At 42.5% G+C, this 18,598-nt stretch carries 13 protein-coding genes; all 13 read left to right on the forward strand.

Annotated elements, in window-relative coordinates:
• Window positions 1-121: 121 nt before the first annotated feature.
• The 13 genes from thrA (at window position 122) to EDC17_RS05175 (ending at window position 18,521) form a co-directional block, all read left to right on the forward strand.
• Complete coding sequence (gene thrA, locus EDC17_RS05115) at window positions 122-2,569, forward strand: bifunctional aspartate kinase/homoserine dehydrogenase I (RefSeq protein ID WP_132777073.1); 2,448 nt, start codon at window positions 122-124, stop codon at window positions 2,567-2,569.
• 29 nt (window positions 2,570-2,598) lie between these two features.
• Complete coding sequence (locus tag EDC17_RS05120) at window positions 2,599-3,597, forward strand: homoserine kinase (RefSeq protein ID WP_132777074.1); 999 nt, start codon at window positions 2,599-2,601, stop codon at window positions 3,595-3,597.
• 6 nt (window positions 3,598-3,603) lie between these two features.
• The gene (thrC, locus tag EDC17_RS05125) at window positions 3,604-4,911 is read left to right on the forward strand and encodes a threonine synthase (RefSeq protein ID WP_132777075.1); all 1,308 of its coding nucleotides are present in this window, start codon (window positions 3,604-3,606) and stop codon (window positions 4,909-4,911) included.
• Between the two features lie 116 nt (window positions 4,912-5,027).
• Window positions 5,028-8,171, forward strand: coding sequence for a SusC/RagA family TonB-linked outer membrane protein (locus tag EDC17_RS05130; protein ID WP_132777076.1), 3,144 nt, complete (start codon window positions 5,028-5,030; stop codon window positions 8,169-8,171).
• A gap of 35 nt (window positions 8,172-8,206) precedes the next feature.
• Window positions 8,207-9,631 carry a RagB/SusD family nutrient uptake outer membrane protein gene (locus EDC17_RS05135; RefSeq protein ID WP_132777077.1) on the forward strand — a complete coding sequence of 475 codons (1,425 nt, stop codon included), beginning with the start codon at window positions 8,207-8,209 and terminating at the stop codon, window positions 9,629-9,631.
• Window positions 9,632-9,642: 11 nt separating this feature from the next.
• A complete protein-coding gene (locus tag EDC17_RS05140) occupies window positions 9,643-10,689 on the forward strand; it encodes a cyanophycinase (RefSeq protein WP_165894367.1) in 1,047 nt (348 codons plus the stop codon).
• A 17-nt stretch (window positions 10,690-10,706) separates the two neighbouring features.
• On the forward strand, window positions 10,707-11,753 hold the full coding sequence (locus EDC17_RS05145) for an isoaspartyl peptidase/L-asparaginase family protein (protein ID WP_132777079.1): 1,047 nt from the start codon (window positions 10,707-10,709) through the stop codon (window positions 11,751-11,753).
• A 4-nt stretch (window positions 11,754-11,757) separates the two neighbouring features.
• Window positions 11,758-12,597 carry a cyanophycinase gene (locus EDC17_RS05150; RefSeq protein ID WP_243646051.1) on the forward strand — a complete coding sequence of 280 codons (840 nt, stop codon included), beginning with the start codon at window positions 11,758-11,760 and terminating at the stop codon, window positions 12,595-12,597.
• A gap of 24 nt (window positions 12,598-12,621) precedes the next feature.
• The gene (locus EDC17_RS17485) at window positions 12,622-13,749 is read left to right on the forward strand and encodes a PKD domain-containing protein (RefSeq protein ID WP_132777080.1); all 1,128 of its coding nucleotides are present in this window, start codon (window positions 12,622-12,624) and stop codon (window positions 13,747-13,749) included.
• A gap of 344 nt (window positions 13,750-14,093) precedes the next feature.
• Window positions 14,094-14,612 carry a group II intron maturase-specific domain-containing protein gene (locus EDC17_RS05160; RefSeq protein WP_132777081.1) on the forward strand — a complete coding sequence of 173 codons (519 nt, stop codon included), beginning with the start codon at window positions 14,094-14,096 and terminating at the stop codon, window positions 14,610-14,612.
• A 131-nt stretch (window positions 14,613-14,743) separates the two neighbouring features.
• Complete coding sequence (locus EDC17_RS05165; RefSeq protein ID WP_132777082.1) at window positions 14,744-15,928, forward strand: class I SAM-dependent rRNA methyltransferase; 1,185 nt, start codon at window positions 14,744-14,746, stop codon at window positions 15,926-15,928.
• 48 nt (window positions 15,929-15,976) lie between these two features.
• Entirely contained in the window at window positions 15,977-17,188 is a 1,212-nt protein-coding gene (locus EDC17_RS05170; RefSeq protein ID WP_132777083.1) for an MFS transporter, read from the forward strand.
• A gap of 52 nt (window positions 17,189-17,240) precedes the next feature.
• Window positions 17,241-18,521, forward strand: a complete 1,281-nt coding sequence (locus EDC17_RS05175; protein WP_132777084.1) for a MutS-related protein — start codon at window positions 17,241-17,243, stop codon at window positions 18,519-18,521.
• The last annotated feature ends 77 nt before the right edge of the window (window positions 18,522-18,598 follow it).

Consider the following 18,598-nt stretch of genomic DNA (forward strand, 5'->3'; position numbering starts at 1 on the left):
CTCGGAGGAAGTAACTTGTGTGTACAATTGAATGTAAATATAAAGAAGCCTTCCTCCAATACGGGGAAGGCTTTTCTTTTTGCCTGAATAATTAAAACAAACTAAAACATAAAATAAACCAATGAAAGTTCTAAAATTTGGAGGAACATCTGTAGGAACAGTTCAAAGTATCAAATCTGTATTGGAAGTTGTAAAAACTTCGTATGACAAGGGAGAAAAACCATTGGTCGTGTTGTCGGCTATGTCTGGTGTGACCAACTTGCTGACGCAAATGGCCGAAAATGCTGCAGAGCGTGCTTCCTTTGCGGAGGATATACAGTTGCTCGAGGATAAGCATTTTGAAGTGGTGAAGCAGTTGATAGCGATAAAGTATCAAAATCCTGTATTCACGAAGTTGAAATTGATGCTTAACGAGCTAGAAGAAATCTTGCAGGGTGTATATGCCTTGAAGGAGCTGAGTCTGCAAAGTAAGGATTTGATTATATCTTTTGGAGAGCGTTTTTCCAATTATATGGTGTCGAAAATCATGGAGCAGTATATTCCCGAATCCATTTATCTCGATGCTTCACATTATATTAAAACGGATTCCAATTTTGGAAATGCACATCTGAACGAGCCACTGACTACGCAATTGATTATGTCTTTGACACATTCGCATGCGGACAAGTTGATGTTTGTCACTGGATTTATAGGTTCTAATGATGCGGGGAGAATCACCACATTGGGTCGTGGAGGTTCGGATTATACAGCGGCGATATTTGGCTCCGTGCTCAATGCTTCGGTTATAGAGATCTGGACGGATGTCAATGGGATGCTTACTGCTGACCCACGTATCGTGAAAAAAGCTTTTTCGTTGCCTATCTTATCTTACACTGAAGCTATGGAATTGTCATATTTCGGGGCTAAAGTCATTTATCCACCGACAATGATTCCGGCATTCTTAAAACGAATTCCTATTGCTATCCGCAATACTTTCGATCCAGAATTTCCGGGTACTATCATCCAATTTGAATCAGACTGTACCCAGCTACCCATTAAAGGGATATCATCTATCTCGGATATTTCGATTATCAATTTGTCGGGATCGGGCATGATTGGTAAATCAGGATTTTCAGGTAGGTTGTTTACGCTATTGGCCCGTGAACAGATCAATGTCGTATTAATTACGCAGTCCTCTTCTGAGCACAGTATTACATTCGCAGTCAATCCAAGTGATGCAGAGCGCGCGCTGAAATTGATTTCCGCGGAATTCGAATTGGAATTGGAAGCCAACAAACTGATAATGCCAGAAGTAGAACAAAATCTTTCGGTATTGGCCATTGTAGGCGAGAATATGAAACGTACGCCAGGTATGTCGGGACGTCTATTCGCTGCATTAGGAAGAAATGGTATCAATGTCCGTGCGATAGCGCAGGGTTCTTCGGAATTTAATATTTCGGTTATCATTTCGAAAGAAGACCTGTCGAAAGCTTTGAATGCGGTGCATGATGCTTTCTTCGCTGAATTAAAGAAAACATTGCATGTCTTTAATTTAGGTACAGGTAATATCGGTTCTACTCTATTCAGACAACTTGCCGAGCAACACGACTTTTTGCTGGAGAATAATGATATTGAAATCCAAGTGGTCGGCATTGCTAATTCCCGTAAAATGCTGTTTGACGAAAACGGTATAGACTTACAGAGCTGGCAGAAGAAATTGGATGGGGATGGACAGATTGCGGATTTAGCAAGTTTCATTGATAAAATGAAAGGAATGAATCTGCCAAACTGTGTGTTCATCGATAATACAGCGAGTAAATTGCCGTCCACATATTATGAAGATATTTTTAAATCCAATATATCTATTGTAACCTGTAATAAAATTGCCAACAGCGGGTCATACGCCAACTACAAGTTATTGCGCGATACCGCGCGCAGCCATGGCGTCGACTTCTTTTATGAGACGAATGTGGGCGCAGGTCTGCCTATCGTTCGGGTGTTGCGGGATTTGATGCTTAGTGGAGACCGCATTTTAAAAATCGAAGCCATATTATCGGGCACGATTTCTTATATATTCAACAATTTTGTGGGGGATGCTTCCTTTTATGATGTGGTCAAAAATGCGCAAGCATTAGGCTATACCGAGCCCGATCCACGCGACGATCTAGGAGGAGTAGATTTTATGCGCAAGATGCTTATATTGGCTCGTGATGCAGGACACGAAATCGAGGCTTCAGACGTCGATTTGGGTGCCATACTTCCGGAATCGTGCTTGAGTGCCACCTCTGTAGATGAGTTTTATACAGAACTATTGAAAGCTGACCAATATTTTAACACTCTTAAAGAGAAAGCTGCTGCAGAAAACAAAGTCATCCGCTATATCGGTAAGTTGGAAGATGGTAAGGTTTCTATCTCCATGCAAATGGTGGATGAGAAGCACCCGTTCTATGCGCTATCAGGTAGTGATAATATTATTTCCTTTACGACGGAGCGTTACAAAGAGCGTCCGCTAGTCGTGAAGGGGCCAGGGGCAGGCGCGGAAGTAACAGCAGGAGGTGTGTTTGCGGATTTAGTCAATGTGGGAGCTTAATAGATTAATGGAATATTTAAAAGGATCATATGCCCAGTTATCAAAATAAACTACGAGACAAGAAAATAGATTTCGACCGTATCCTGGATAAAGTTCGCGTATTCGCTCCAGCCACTGTTGCTAATATGATATGTGGATTCGATATTTTGGGATTTGCGGTGAATGAGCCGGGTGATGAGGTCAAGATGTACCGATCGGAGGAGAAGGGTGTTCGTATTCGCTCTATCGAAGGTGATGGCGGTCGTTTGCCTTTAGATCCGGATCGAAATACGGTCAGTGCCTGCGTCAAGATGTTGCTCAGCGATTTAGGAATTTTAGCGGATATTGGTGTAGAAATAGAGCTCATCAAACATATGCCCATCGGTTCGGGCTTAGGGTCGAGTTCCGCAAGTACGGTGGCTGGACTCTACGCGATCAATAGTTTGCTGGGTAATCCCTTGCATAAAGACGAATTGATGCCCTATTGTGTAGAAGGCGAAAGATTGGCTTGTGGACATGGGCATGCAGATAATGTGGCTCCCGCTTTGATGGGAGGAATAACGTTGGTGCGAGGAGGTTCAGATTTGGACATTGTCAAAATTCCGGTGCCGCAAGACCTGTATGCAGGCATTGTGTTTCCACAAGTAGATGTACCTACACGTGATGCGCGTCAATTGATCAAAGAGAAAATTTTGCTCAAAGATGCGGTGACGCAATGGGGGAATATTGCCGGGCTTGTTGCGGGTTTATTTCAGTCTGACTATGGATTGATCAGCAGAAGCATGCAAGATGTGATTATCGAACCTTCACGTGCGATTCTTATTCCAGAGTTTTATACGATGAAGGAGATCGCACTGACGCATGGTGCATTGAGTTTTGGTATTTCGGGTTCAGGTCCTTCTGTCGTAGCCATGTCCCAAGGACCAGAAGCTGCTGAAGTGGTGACCGCTAAAATCCAGGCTCATCTTTCTGAAAAGGGAATAGAAAGTTTTAAATATGTATCTGCCGTCAATGTTGAAGGCCCTAAGGTATTACCATTTACGAATTAATAAGCAATGAGATTATATAGTACAAATAATAAAGATTTAAGCGTTTCCTTTCAGGAAGCGGTATTCAATTCCTTGCCTCAGGACAAAGGATTATATATGCCCGAGCATATTCCTGCATTGGATCCATTATTCATACGGAATATCCAGCAATATTCCCTCCAAGAAATCGCGCTGACTGTTGCAACGGCATTGATAGGTGACGATATTCCAAAAGCAGATTTGAAAAAAATCATAGATGATGCAATAAATTTTGATGCGCCTGTCAAATTTTTGGATTCCAAAACGGCTGTTCTGGAACTGTTTCATGGGCCTTCCTACGCATTCAAGGATTTTGGTGCGCGATTCATGAGTCGTGTGATGGGGTATTTCTCACAAGAAGATGACAAACTATTGGACGTATTAGTGGCTACCTCAGGAGATACAGGTGGAGCTGTGGCGTTAGGATTTTTAGGCGTAGAAGGCACACGTGTTACGATTCTGTACCCTAAAGGCAAAGTATCCAAAGTGCAAGAGGAGCAATTGACAACAAACGGTCAGAATATTCGTGCTTTGGAAGTAGACGGGACTTTTGATGACTGTCAAGCATTGGTCAAACAAGCTTTTAATGACACAGCGTTGAATCAAGAACTTCGATTAACTTCCGCCAATTCCATCAATATTGCGCGTCTGATTCCGCAGACATTTTATTATTTCTGGGCATATGCACAATTGAAGTCACAAGGCGTCAATGAGGTGCTATTCAGCGTGCCAAGTGGCAATTTTGGAAATATTGGTGCTGGACTGTTAGCGTATAAGATGGGCTTGCCAGTGAAGCATTTTGTCGCGGGTACCAATGTGAATGATACCGTTCCTCGCTTCCTGACTTCCGGATCCTACGATCCGAAGCCCTCCGTACAAACATTAGCAAATGCTATGGATGTAGGTAATCCAAGCAATTGGGTGCGCATTCAAGATTTATTTGATTACGATCTGGAGAAGTTGCGTCAGACCATTACTTCCTACACCTACGATGATCAAGAGACACTTGTGGCAATGCGGGATATTTTTGAACAATATAATTATGTGGCTTGTCCGCATACAGCTATTGCTTATTTAGCGGCTAAATCTTACCAAGATACTAACCCTGGTGAGTATGCCTCCATATTTTTGTCAACGGCACATCCATGTAAATTTCCCGAAGGCATAGATGCGGATATTTTCTCCGCAGTGCAATATCCTGAAGGAGCTGAACTGTTGGCAGACAAGCCAAAATTGGCGGAATCACTAGCCGTTAACTATGATGATTTTAAAGACTATTTGTTGAAAAATAAATAGGAAAGTGATAAAAGGATTTTCTGTAGCCACAGAAAATCCTTTTACTGTTATTTTTTTAAACTTCTAATTAATAAAACTTTATATTAGAGGTTGATAATACTACCAATAAAGCTTATATGAAAATTAACCAATTTATCAAAAGATATGGAGGATGTGTGCCCTATAAAGGCGAGATACCGATAGGTATTATGCTGTGTGGACTTCTGCTGTCTCCTTCTTTTTCGGTATTCGCGAAGACCAACAGTTTGAATGTTTCGTCATCCACTAGTCGAACCGTTTTCGTGCAGCAGGCACAAAGTTCTTTTTCGGGAAGAGTAGTTGACGCAGCCGGAAATCCCATACCTGGTGTATCTATTGCCATCAAAGGTAAAAGCACCAAAACATTAACCTCATCCAATGGACAGTTTACAATAGAAGCCAATGTCGGTGATGAAATTGAGGTTAAACATTTGGCCTATCAATCAAAAATTATTACACTCGGCGGAGATCGCAACGTGACCATTACGCTCGATGACTTAAATACGGCGATAGAAGAGGTGACCATAACAGGCTATACCAATTATTCAAAAGGCAAAAGTCCGAGTTCGTCCTCTATAGTGCGTGCTGAAGATATCAATCAGGTGCCTATGAGTTCGTTGGATCAGATTCTCCAAGGGAAGGTTCCGGGAATGAGTGTGATTTCTAGCTCCGGTCAGCCTGGGCAAAGCGCTGCTGTAGTCATCCGTGGTATTGGCTCAATTAGTGGTTCCAATACTCCTTTATACGTTATGGATGGTATACCCATTGAAGGGGGCTATTTTCAGACGATAAATCCTCAAGATATAGAATCCGTGAATGTGCTGAAAGATGCTTCAGCTAAAGCCTTATATGGTTCGAGAGGTTCGAACGGGGTCATATTGATTACGACAAAAAAAGGGAAGCAAGGTCGATTGGCTGTCAATTATTCATCGCAATATGGTACTTCAACGCTGACAAGACCGAATTTTGAAATGATGGATGGCCGAGAACGCTTGCGTTTTGAGGAGGAAATTGGGTTAGAAACAGGTAAAGACATCGGTCCGGGCTGGCGTTATTCCTCCCGTAATCCGTTCTATAATACACAGGATGCTGCATGGCAGCAAAATGCAAATCAACTATTAGACAGTCTTCGTAGTATCAATACCGATTGGAGAGATCTATTTTTCCAGAATGCTAACTTCATGGAACAGCAGGTAAACCTGAGCGGAGGAAATGAAAATGTACAAACGTACAATGCATTAAGTTATTGGAAAGAAGACGGTATCGTGCGGGAGACTGGGATGGAGCGCTATACACTTCGTAGCAATACGAACATAAAATATGGAAAATTCACCGCCGGGGTAAACCTGAATTTAGGTTATTCGAACTCTAGATTTACCTATAATGAGGGAGGTACTAGCGTAGGTACCCCGATGGCTTCTGTCTATTATGGACTGCCTTATGAATATCCATATACGCCGGATGGGGCTTTTCATGCTACCAACGAGGATGTATCATTTCTGGATACGCGGGAAGGAAGTAGAGGTTTGGACGTGCTTTTCGGAACATCTGACAAAACTGAACAGGTAAAAACCATTGTGGGCTTTAATATGGGTTATGAGATATCGCCTGAATGGAGTGTGAGCACGCGTGCTGGTGTTGATTTTCGTCACTCTGCCGATCAGGTATTTATCAATCCATTATCCTATATTGGCAGTCGCCAATCCGGACAGAAAGGATCTTTTGGCGAAGGATATAGACGTAATGTGAATTTCGTGTCTACCACAGGAATTACATACAAGAAAAAGCTTGATGCACATGAATTTGAGATTTCTGGTTTTTTCGAGTATTTATTTGACAATTACCGCGCATTTAGCTACCGCGGCTACGGCTTAGATGATCGATTGCCGGAAACTCCTGCTGGAATCACGGTGAGCGAAACATTTCTTCCTTCGCTAAGTGGAAGTCGGTCGGCTAGTGCGATGATGTCGTACATCGGTGCAGCGCGTTATACGTATGCGGATAAATATACTTTTACAAGCAGTTACCGCTATGATGGTGCATCCTTATCATCGGTGCCTGACAAGAACCGTTGGCATGGATTCTATTCTTTGGGAGCTATGTGGGATGTGAAGCAAGAAGAATTTTTGCAAGCATCGGATCTTATCGCAGACTTACGCATCCGCGCTAGTTTTGGACAGACGGCGAGTCCTTTTGGAAGCAGTTTTGCCTATTTGCCGACCTATGGTGTGAACACGAGTTATGGTGGTCAGCAAGGTATTCGTCCAAATAATATTGGTAATCCGGATTTTGATTGGGAATATGTGGATGAATTCAATACGGGATTTGATTTGTCCCTATTGCCAAGCCGCAGAATTAACATCGAGTTTGATTGGTACAATCGTATTACCAAAAATATGTTTATCGACCAACCATTGTCTGCTACTTCCGGAGCTTCGTCGGCATTGCTAAGTACAGGTAAGATGCGTAACAGAGGTATTGAACTAAAGGTCAGTGCAGATATTATCAAAAATGACCAGTTAACTTGGAACGTGAGTATCAACGGCGGATATAATAGCAATACGATATTGCGCGTTACAGACATTACAGACGAATTGCCGGATGGCGATACGCGTATCATCAAGGTTGGATTACCGTATGGAACTTATTTTGCGCCAAGATGGGCGGGTGTAAATCCAGAAAATGGAGAAGCACAATATTATAATGCTGATGGAACCATCGTGAATGTATACAATGAAGAGGATCAAGCCGTGCCATTAGATGCCAGCCTCTATCCAAAGCTGACTGGAGGTATTTCAACTTCCTTGAGTTGGAAAGAGTTGACATTAAGCGGATTGCTTTCTTTTGTTTCTGACGTGCAGCGCTGGAACAATATTGATTTTTACAATGAAAATCAAGCGTATATGACGAGTAATCAAAGTAAACGTATGTTGTACGACAGATGGAAGAAACCAGGTGATATAGTGGATCTGCAACGGATAGATATTCCGCGGAATTTTACTTCCAAAGATATTCAAGATGCGGCATTTATGCGGTTGAGGAATGTTAAGTTAGCTTATAAAGTTCCGGTACACTTGCTTAACCAGAAATTTTTGAAATCCGTATCTGTGTTTGCGCAGGGTGAGAATCTCATTACGTGGACCACATGGAGAGGTTTAGATCCTGAAAATAACCGCCAGTATGGTCGCTTCGAATATCCGAATGCTCGAAAATATACGGCTGGAATTAATGTTAATTTTTAACAGCATGAATTGCTCAACTTTAATGAATTGAACGTATGATTAGTGTCAATAAGAATATATTAATTGCATTTTCTATTGTAGGGCTGGTATTACAGTCCTGTAATAAGTTGAACCTTGCGCCTACGGATTCTATCGATCCCAGCAAGGCTTTCCGAAATTTAGAAGATGTCAATATGGGTGTGCTAGGTGCGTATGCGCCATTGTCCACCTCCCTGATAGAGGCTGCGGCCATCGTATCGGACGAAGTACTTTTACCTACAGAAAACACGGTGTCTAATACTGCTTTGCACCGATGGATGTACAACTCAAGCTACGGCTCGGTTACATCGGCGTGGAATGAATACTATGTCGTGATTGATCGTGTAAATCACGTATTGGAAGCACTTCCGAATATACAGGTCAGTGGCGATAGCAAAACCTTAAAAAATCAGTATCAAGCCGAACTCTTAGCATTGAGGGCGTATAGCCATTTCGAATTATTACGTGGCTACGCTTCTTCATACGACGGTGACGGAATGGGCGTGCCGTATATGAAGGAGAGAGCTTTAAGCTATCCTGCTCGTCCTACCGTGGAGTCGAACTACGCGGATATTAACGCAGACTTATTAGCCGCTAAAGAACTGATGCCTAACAATTTCACCGAGAATATCCGCATCACTAAAGCCGCTATCGCAGGAATCCAAGCACGCGTCGCCTTGTATGCTAAAAATTGGAATGATGCCATCAAATATGCAACGGAGGTCATTCAGGCTGAGCCTTTAGCTCCAAAAAATGATTTCCCAAAAATATGGGTAGACAATAGTGATTCGGAAGTAGTGTGGAAATTAGCCCGTGTGATCGGCGATTCGCGATTAGGCGCAGCGTTCTACCGTGAAGCCGGAGGAATAGTTTTGTATGCACCATCCTCCAAAATGATAAATCTGTTTAATAAAGCGGACGATATACGTTATACCGCTTATATAAAAGACGATCCTTCGCGAGTAGGGCCGCCGCCAAGCATCAAATCTCAATATCTGGTGAAAAAATATGTAGGTGGTAATAGCAGCTATCCAGGGCTGACTTCAGTCAAGCTGTTCCGGACGGGCGAAATGTATCTGATTAGAGCCGAAGCGGAAGCAGAGTCGAATGGTGCTACGGGATTAACCAATGCCGCTAGTGATTTGAATGCGTTGCGTAGCGCACGTATCCATAACTATGCAGCTCAACCTTTTGCCTCGAAGCAAGTTTTGTTGGAGAATATTTACAATGAGCGATTCAAAGAGTTGGCTTTTGAAGGCCATCGGTTTTATGACCTCAAACGTCGCAAAGTAGCGGTGGAAAGATTAAGTCAAGACGCGGCAAATACTTCGGGTGCGGTAAAATTAGAACCTACCGTAGCACAATATTGCTTCCCAATTCCAGCAGACGAGATGGCGGTCAACAAGAATATGACACAGAATCCTAAATATGGTAACGACTAAACCCGATGAGTATGAGATTATTTTGGCTTATAGGGGCACTATTGATAATAAGTTGTAGCAAAGACAACAGCAAAAACCCATTTGACCCAAGCGCACCCAAACCTGTTAATACAGCTACTAGGCCGTCATCAATCGGTATATTAGGCGACACGACAGATGTGAAGCCCGCCACTAAGGCGGGGCTTGTGATAATGGGTGGTGGTACGGATGTAGATGCTGCTTTTCAGTGGATGATCAATAGAAGCGGAGGTGGTGATGTGGTCATCATCCGTGCTTCGGGGACAGATGCGTACAATGCCTATGTAAATAAGTTGGGAAAAGTAAACTCCGTGGAAACGTTAAAAATCGACTCCCGCAAATTGGCGGATGATGAGCGTGTGGCACGTATTATCCGGAATGCCGAAATGTTGTTTATTGCGGGCGGCGATCAAGCGGATTACGTAGGATATTGGAAAGACACCAAGACGATGCAAGCGATCAACTACCTTTTGACGGAGAAAAAAGTCCCTGTTGGAGGTACCAGTGCTGGCGCGGCTATTCTGGGTAACTATTATTTCGGAGCGGAGCGCGGAGGGCTAGATTCGGATGAAGCATTGACCAATCCGTATCATACGAAGGTTGTGATAGGCCGTGAGGATTTTCTCAAAGCACCTTTTATGTCCAATATCTTCACAGATCAGCATTTCAGTGAGCGCAATCGACAAGGTCGTTTGTCGGTTTTCATGGCTAGGCTGATGAAAGATTGGGGTAAAACAGCTTATGGGATAGCGGTAGATGAACGTACAGCGGTGTGCGTCGATGAGACCGGTAATGCAGAAGTGGTCGGAGCGAAAAATGCGTATTTTGTTAAATCCGACAATACCAAGCAACCCGAAATTATCAATACAGGAACTCCCTTGACCTGGAATCACGCAGGCAAGGCTTTGACTGTCTATGCATTGTCACCGACGTTAGAAAAAAATAAGTTTAATCTAACCAATTTTTCTCCACAGAATTCTAGTGGAGTAGATAGTTATTGGTGGGCTATTGTGGCCGGAAGCTGGCAGATTGTACGTTAAATTAAAACAGTTATCGAATGAAAAATATTTTTAAATATATAGTGGCGGGGTTGATGATTCAACCTATGTGGGGCTGCAATCGCGAACCCAAGCAGCAGGATGAAGCTAAAATCGTTCTTGTCATCCATGGTGGAGCAGGGACGATAGAAAAAAAACATATGACTCCAGAGAAGGAAAGATTATACCGGGAAGCCTTAACACGCGCACTCGAAAATGGGTATAATGAAATCAAATCTGGAAAAGCAGCATTAGATGCGGTGCAGGCTGCGGTGAATGTGCTGGAAGATTCTCCTTTGTTCAATGCAGGTAAAGGTGCTGTATTTACAAATGAAGGTAAAAATGAGTTGGACGCTTCGATCATGGACGGAGCGACATTGAAGGCAGGAGCAGTTGCAGGGGTGACAACCCTAAAAAATCCTATTAACGCCGCACGTGCGGTGATGGAAAAATCCGAACATGTCATGATGGTGGGTAAGGGCGCTGAATTATTCGCGCTGTCCCAAGGTTGTGACACGGTATCTCCTTCTTATTTTTATACCGAAGAACGCTGGAATCAGTTGCAGCGTACGATTAAAGAAGAGGAATTGGGACGTGCAGCCTATAATTTTAATCCCCGCGAGAGTTTAATTTCGGGTGTGTCACGTGAAGATAAAAAATTCGGTACCGTGGGCGCTGTGGCACTCGATAAAAATGGAAATCTCGCTGCCGGAACATCTACTGGGGGTATGACCAACAAACGTTTTGGAAGGGTAGGTGATTCGCCAATTATCGGCGCAGGCACTTACTGTAATAATGCTACTGCTGGAATTTCGAGCACCGGCTGGGGTGAGTTTTACATCCGAGAAGTGGCAGCACACCGTGTTTCAAACTTAATAGAGTTGAAGGGTATGGATGTACAGGCAGCTACACAGCAGGTTATTGAGGAGATTGGTAAGATGGGTGGTGATGGTGGTATGATTAGTCTAGACAAAAATGGTAAAGTCGCTATGGAATTCAATACTTCGGGCATGTACCGAGGTACGGTGGACGAACATGGCAATATATCCGTTTATATTTACAAATAAGCTTATGATGCAAAGAAATCAACTATATACTTTGATACTCGCGCTATGTATGTCGATAGGGCAGGTCTTCGCGCAGCAAGGTAAGCTATTTATAATTGGGGGCGGGGAGCGTTCTGAAGCCTTGATCGAAGATTTGGTGAAGACGGCTGACCTGAAAGAACAAGATTATATCGTAATTCTTCCCATGGCCACGAGCGTGCCCGAAGAATCGGTAGCGTACATCAGCGAGCAATTATCTAGGCATACGAAGCACAAAGCCGTAAGTTTTAATTTTAGCAAGGAAGAAGCCAATAATCGTTCGCAATGGATTGATTCTGTCAAAAATGCACGTCTTATTTACATTACGGGAGGTGATCAAAACAAATTTATGGCCATAGTGCGTCAGACGAAATTATTCGATGCTATACAATCCGCTTATCACAATGGTGCTACTGTCTCCGGCACGAGTGCAGGTGCTGCAGTGATGTCTGCCGTTATGATTACGGGAGGGCAAAAGCCAGATGGAAAAGCTGACAGCTTCAAAGAGGTAAAGGCTGACTATGTCGAAGTGGCGTCCGGGTTAGGATTATTGCAAAATGTAATAATAGATCAGCATTTCATCATGCGTAGTCGCTACAATCGATTAATGAGTGTATTGAGCGATTATCCGCAACGTGCCGTAATAGGCATAGATGAGGGGACAGCTTTGGTAGTGCAAGGTAAAAATGCGCGGATCAGTGGTGTAAGCCAAGTGGTCCACATTGCGCAGCCCAAAAATACTAAAGTCACAGCGTCCGGGAAGGTGTCATTTGAAAAAGCGAACCTTTCCCTGTATACACATGGACAAAGATTCAAATTGAAATAAACTAATTTAAAGAAACTTAGATTTATGAAAAGATTATTAATGGTCGCTAGCTGTATTATTGGATTGATATGGATAGGGTCCTGCTCATCGGATAAATATAATTTTGATGATTTGCCACGAGCAGTCAAAAGCTTTTTTACCATAAGCAATGCTGAATTGAACATCAATGAAGAGATTGTCTTCAACAATCTTTCTGAAGATGCTACTTCGTACATATGGGATTTTGGTGATGGTACTACATCTACCGAACAGAATCCTAAGAAAGTATACAGCAGCCCCGGATTATATACGATAAAATTGAAAGCAGTTGGAGCAGGAGGTACAGGAAACTATGCACAGGATATCACTGTTGTAGACCCGAATGCTGTCATAGAAACAGATAATGAATTGTATTTTATTGAATACAGCGCAGAATTGATCCGCAAATTATCGTTGATCCCTGGTTCGGAGTTGGAAACGGTGGTAAGCATGGCAGGTAAAGAAGGGCATGGCATGACTTACGATGAGGTAAACGAAAAGATATACTACTGTGATTTCGAATCATCCAACAATGGTAAGATCATCCGGATGAATCTCGATGGTTCCAATATGGAAGTTTTGCTATCGGGCTTAGGATCGCCGTATGGCGTAGCGCTCAATCACGCTGAAGGTAAGATGTATATTGCCGATGGAAATAATGTCTCGCGTGCTAATCTGGACGGAACAGGATTTGAGAAGCAATTCATAACTATAGCAGGAGGAGCAATGCGTGCGATTGGCTTCAGCAAGAAGACGAATCAAATATTCTTCTATGAAGTGAACGAGGAATACATGTATGTCGCTAAAAGTGACGGTACAGGCGTCGAACAGCTCATAGAAGGTGCGTATGGATACGGTATGTTTGTAGATGATGTGAATAGCAAAATATACTATGACGACCGTAATAATGCAGGATTGATGAGTGCTAACCTAGACGGTACCAATCCCGTGAAAATAGCTTCATTCTCAGGAAATAGAGGAGGATCGGGTATGGCTATTGATTACGATGAGAATAAAATTTATTGGTCAGAAACAAATTTGGGCAACGTCAAACGCGCTAATTTGGATGGTACCGAAGTAGAAACCGTACGATCTGGACTCAGCAATCCTCGAGGAATGTTTATAAAGCATTAAGCCGAAACGTTTTCAGAAATTCAAAAGGTATGCCTATATGTGCATACCTTTTGTTGTTGTTCGCCCGGCATGGGCGATAACTCTAGGGTGCAAGTCCCGAACACGCCATTACAGTTGGAAGTGTTAGCCGAGGGCAAGGGTGTCCACCGTGAGGTGGAATCTGAAGGAAGCCTCAGGCAAACTCTCGGTCTGACGGACAGAAACTACATATAAGGCCTACGATGCTGGATGAGGTTGCAACACAAACTAAAGTCCTATACTGTACAGAAGCATCAAGGTAAATGTAGCAGACACATGAGAGGAAAGTTATCGTTCTTACCCGGGGAGATCTCACAGACTTGCTGATGCTTAAAGTCAATAAAGAGAAAAGCGTCGTTGGTCATGTATCCAAGATTAAATTTCTAGGCTACAGTTTCTACAATTACCGAGGGGAGTCGCGCTTACGTATTCACCCTAAAAGTCTAGGGAAGATGAAAGCTAGGATTAAAGGACTAACGGGTCGCAGTCGGGGTTGGAGCGAGGAACAGCGAATTCTCTACTTGAGGGAATATCTCACTGGCTGGATGCATTACTTTAAACTAGCGGACATGGAGTCGAGTCTGCGAAAAATGGATACATGGTATCGCCGTGGGCTACGTATGGTCCAATGGAAACAATGGAAACATAGCAAGACTAAAGTCACTAAGCTGACGCAACTAGGGGTAAGTAAGTACAAGGCGCATGAATGGGCACATACACGGAAAAGTTATTGGCACACAGCAAAAAGCTGGATACTGTCAACCACTCTCTCCAACGATTATCTTAAACATCTGGGATACCCATCTTTACTGGCAGAATACAAGCGAGTTTGTGTTAAAACTTAAGGAAGCGCCGTATACCGATCGGTACGTACGGTGCTGTGGAAGGTCGGAACGGGAATTAATCCCGTTCCTCCTATCCGATTAGGCAAAAAATAATTGCATGATTTTTTTTTACATTCTGTACTTTTGCAGAGATGAGTAAAATAATCCTTAATAAAGGCAAAGATAAAGCGGCTTGGCAATTGCATCCTTGGGTGTTTTCTGGCGCTATAAATAAAAAAATAGGTACCATCAAAAATGGTGATGTAGTTTCGGTGTACAATAGTGATGATGAGTTTATTGCCTATGGGATATACAATAATACTTCGCGCGTAGCTGTGCGTTTGCTGGAGTGGAATCCAACACATACTATAGATGAAAACTGGTGGAGGCTGCGTGTGCAGAAAGCGGTTCAAAATCGTGCTCATTTGCTTCATGCCAATAATGATTCTGTACGTCTGATTTTCGCGGAAGCGGACTTTTTACCAGGACTGATTGCGGACAAATATGCTGATTTTATATCTATCCAAGTTCATGCTGCAGGTATTGAAAATGTCAAATCCATCATCGTTGACGAACTCGTGAAATTACTTTCCCCGCAGGGAATATACGAGCGCAGTGATTTAAAATCGCGCGAACATGAAGGATTACCAGATACAAACGGTTTGTTGTGGGGAGAGACGCCGCCCGAATTTGTTGATATCGTTGAAAATGGTATTCATTACAAAGTGAATATTATTGACGGCCAAAAGTCAGGATTCTATTGCGATCAACGTGAAAATCGCTTCCTTACTGCCCAATATGTAAAGGATAAAAGAGTACTGGACTGCTTCTGCTATTCCGGAGGATTTACGTTGAATGCATTTCGTGGTGAGGCTGCAGAGGTGGTGTCGGTGGATAGTTCTGCTTTGGCTATCGAAACCTTAAAAAGTAATATCGTACATAATGGTTTTGACGCTTCAAAACATAGAGCTGTACAATCCGATGTCAACAAATACTTGCGTACCTTGGGCGAACAAGTAGAGAAATTTGATGTAATCGTACTGGATCCTCCTAAATATGCGCCGTCACGCTCGGCCTTGGATAAAGCTTCACGTGCTTACAAAGATTTGAACCGTAGAGGCCTAATGTTGTTAGAGTCTGGGGGCTTGTTGGCTACATTCTCTTGTTCGGGGGCTATGAATATTGACACCTTCAAGCAAGTGATCGCTTGGGCAGCATTAGACGCGGGAAAAGAAATTCAGTTTATTCGTCAATTTTCACAACCCGAAGACCACCCGGTGAGGGCATCCTTCCCTGAAGGAGAATACTTAAAGGGTTTGTTGGTCCGAGTTTTATAACGATATTGGCTTTCTTTTATAGAAAGCCTTTTTTACGAAGAATAATTTATGCTGCAAACACAGACGTCGAGACCCATATATTCCATTTTAGTAGCGGTAAGTTTCGCCCACTTGCTTAATGATTTAATTCAAGGTGTGCTACCAGCAGTATATCCCTTATTGAAAGAAGAGCACAATCTCGATTATGGACAAATCGGACTTATTACGTTCGTCTACCAGATGTCGGCTTCTATTTTTCAGCCGATGGTGGGCGCGTATACGGACAAGCGTTCTCATCCTTTTTCGCAAATGCTTTCTATGGGTATACTTATTCTAGGCTTACTGTTGTTTGCAAATGCGCATAGCTATATGTTTTTGCTTTTTTCAGTGTTTTTGGTGGGAATAGCATCTTCTGTCTTTCACCCCGAATCCTCGCGAATAGCATATATGGCATCTTCGGGTCAGCGGAGCCTTGCACAGTCGATTTTTCAAATCGGGGGAAATGCCGGGATGGCCTTAGCGCCTATCGCCGTAGCCTATATTGTGTTGCCGAGAGGACAATGGTCTCTCATGTTGCTATTGGTGGTTCCGATTATCGGTCAATTTGTAGCTTATTATATCGGTGCGTGGTACAAGAAGCGTCTAAAAAATCAGTCGACGACGAAGAAAAAAATTGTTTACCTACCGGATTTGCCTCCACGCAAAATAACGACCACCGTCGTGATTCTGCTGCTGCTCATTTTATCCAAATATTTCTACGTGGCCAGTATCACGAATTTTCTGCAATTCTACACGATAGAGAAGTTCTCCATTTCCGTTGTTCAATCGCAGGTGTATCTGTTTTATTTTCTTATAGCCATTGCTGTGGGCACCATGTTAGGCGGATTCTTTGGTGACCGCTTTGGGCGGAAATATGTGATTTGGTTTTCTGTACTAGGTGCTGCACCTTTTACGCTTGCTTTGCCCTATGTAGGGTTAACGATGACGGCTGTATTTATCGTGATCATAGGAATTATTCTATCGTCGGCATTTCCAGCAATCATAGTCTATGCGCAGGAATTGTTACCCAAAAAATTGGGCATGGTTTCGGGCTTATTTTATGGTTTTGCTTTTGGAATGGCGGGTATGGGATCCGCAATATTGGGGTGTCTAGCAGATAAAACCTCCATAGCATATATCTACCATATTTGTTCTTATTTGCCTCTTATCGGTATTGTTGCGGCATTACTGCCTAATTTGCAGCGTATTAATTACATCGAAGAGAAAGTTAAAATTAGTTAAAGCATGAATTCGTCCTCAGTGAGTTAGTTATATTTAAGGATAAACCTATAATATGAGTAAAGTTGACGATTTACAACTCCTAAAGGATTTCTTGGCTTTATTTGACACTACATTGAATGCAGATGCCCAAACACATCTGCAGCAAATCCTTAGTACACCTTTGGATTCCGTAGAAGCAATTGTTGAGCGTCAGCATATCCTGCAGGAAATTATTAATTCTGGATTGTGCAGTGTGTATTCCTACCAAAAGACAGATTATTCTGAAGTCTTTTATTTTCTAAATCTCTTAGACAATCAGTATTTCAAGGAAACTGATTATTTGACCTCATTATTCCAACGCCGAAACAATAATCGTCTTATAGGCCATTATATACAGTTGGCTTATTATTTCACGGAGATTGAAAAGATTCTACACGCATGTATTACTATCAAGAAATTTCCAGTAACGTATCAGCAGGATTTACGATTTATATTTAACTATATAGGTGCGTTCCAATTTCGCAAATACAAAAAGCAGCTGGCAAAAGGCACGCTAAATCATGCTGCCATTCAATTTATGAATAAGCTGGTTTTGGAAAAAAGAAAAAGAGGCGATACCGCGCGTTTCTACAGCTTATTAAACAGATTGGAAGCCTATATCGCCGTCGCAGCAGGGATAAAAAAAATGAATTTTGTATTCCCGCATTTTGGTACCAAGGGTTTTGAGATTCAGGGCGCTTATCACCCTTTGCTGTCCAATCCAGTCAAAAATGACATAAACATACAGTCGGGAATGCTGTTGTTGACCGGTGCTAATATGTCGGGCAAATCGACATTTCTCAAATCTTTTGGGATAATAGTCTATCTGGCTCACCTGGGCATGGCTGTGCCTGCCGGGTATTCTTCACTACCGTTTTTCGAGTATATCACGGTACACATCAATCACAGTGATAATATAAAAAATGGATTAAGCCATTTTATGCAAGAGATTGTGAATATGAAAGAGGTCCTGCAAAAAATGAAGGAGGGAAGGAGATGTTTTGCCATATTTGACGAACTCTACAAAGGAACGAACTATGAGGATGCGCTGCAGATCAGCAAATGGACACTAGAAGGTTTAAGGCAGCATGAAGGTTCATTTTTTCTCATTTCTACACATCTTTATGCGCTCAAGGATTCTTTTGACCATGCTGAGGGAATTTCAGCTTTTCACTTGGACTGTAGAGTGGAGGATAATATTCCACAATTTACCTACAAGTTGAGAGAAGGATGGACCAATCTCAAAATTGGAGAGCTCTTATTCAAACGAGAAGGTTTGTCCGAACTTTTGCAAACAAACTACCACTATACATAAATCTATAACAGGAGTAAGCAGAAAAGAGGAATAAGCTACATCGAAATAGCTATTCCTCTTTTTTTTATCTTCCATAA

This window comes from Sphingobacterium alimentarium, from assembly GCF_004342685.1.
Classification (GTDB): domain Bacteria; phylum Bacteroidota; class Bacteroidia; order Sphingobacteriales; family Sphingobacteriaceae; genus Sphingobacterium; species Sphingobacterium alimentarium.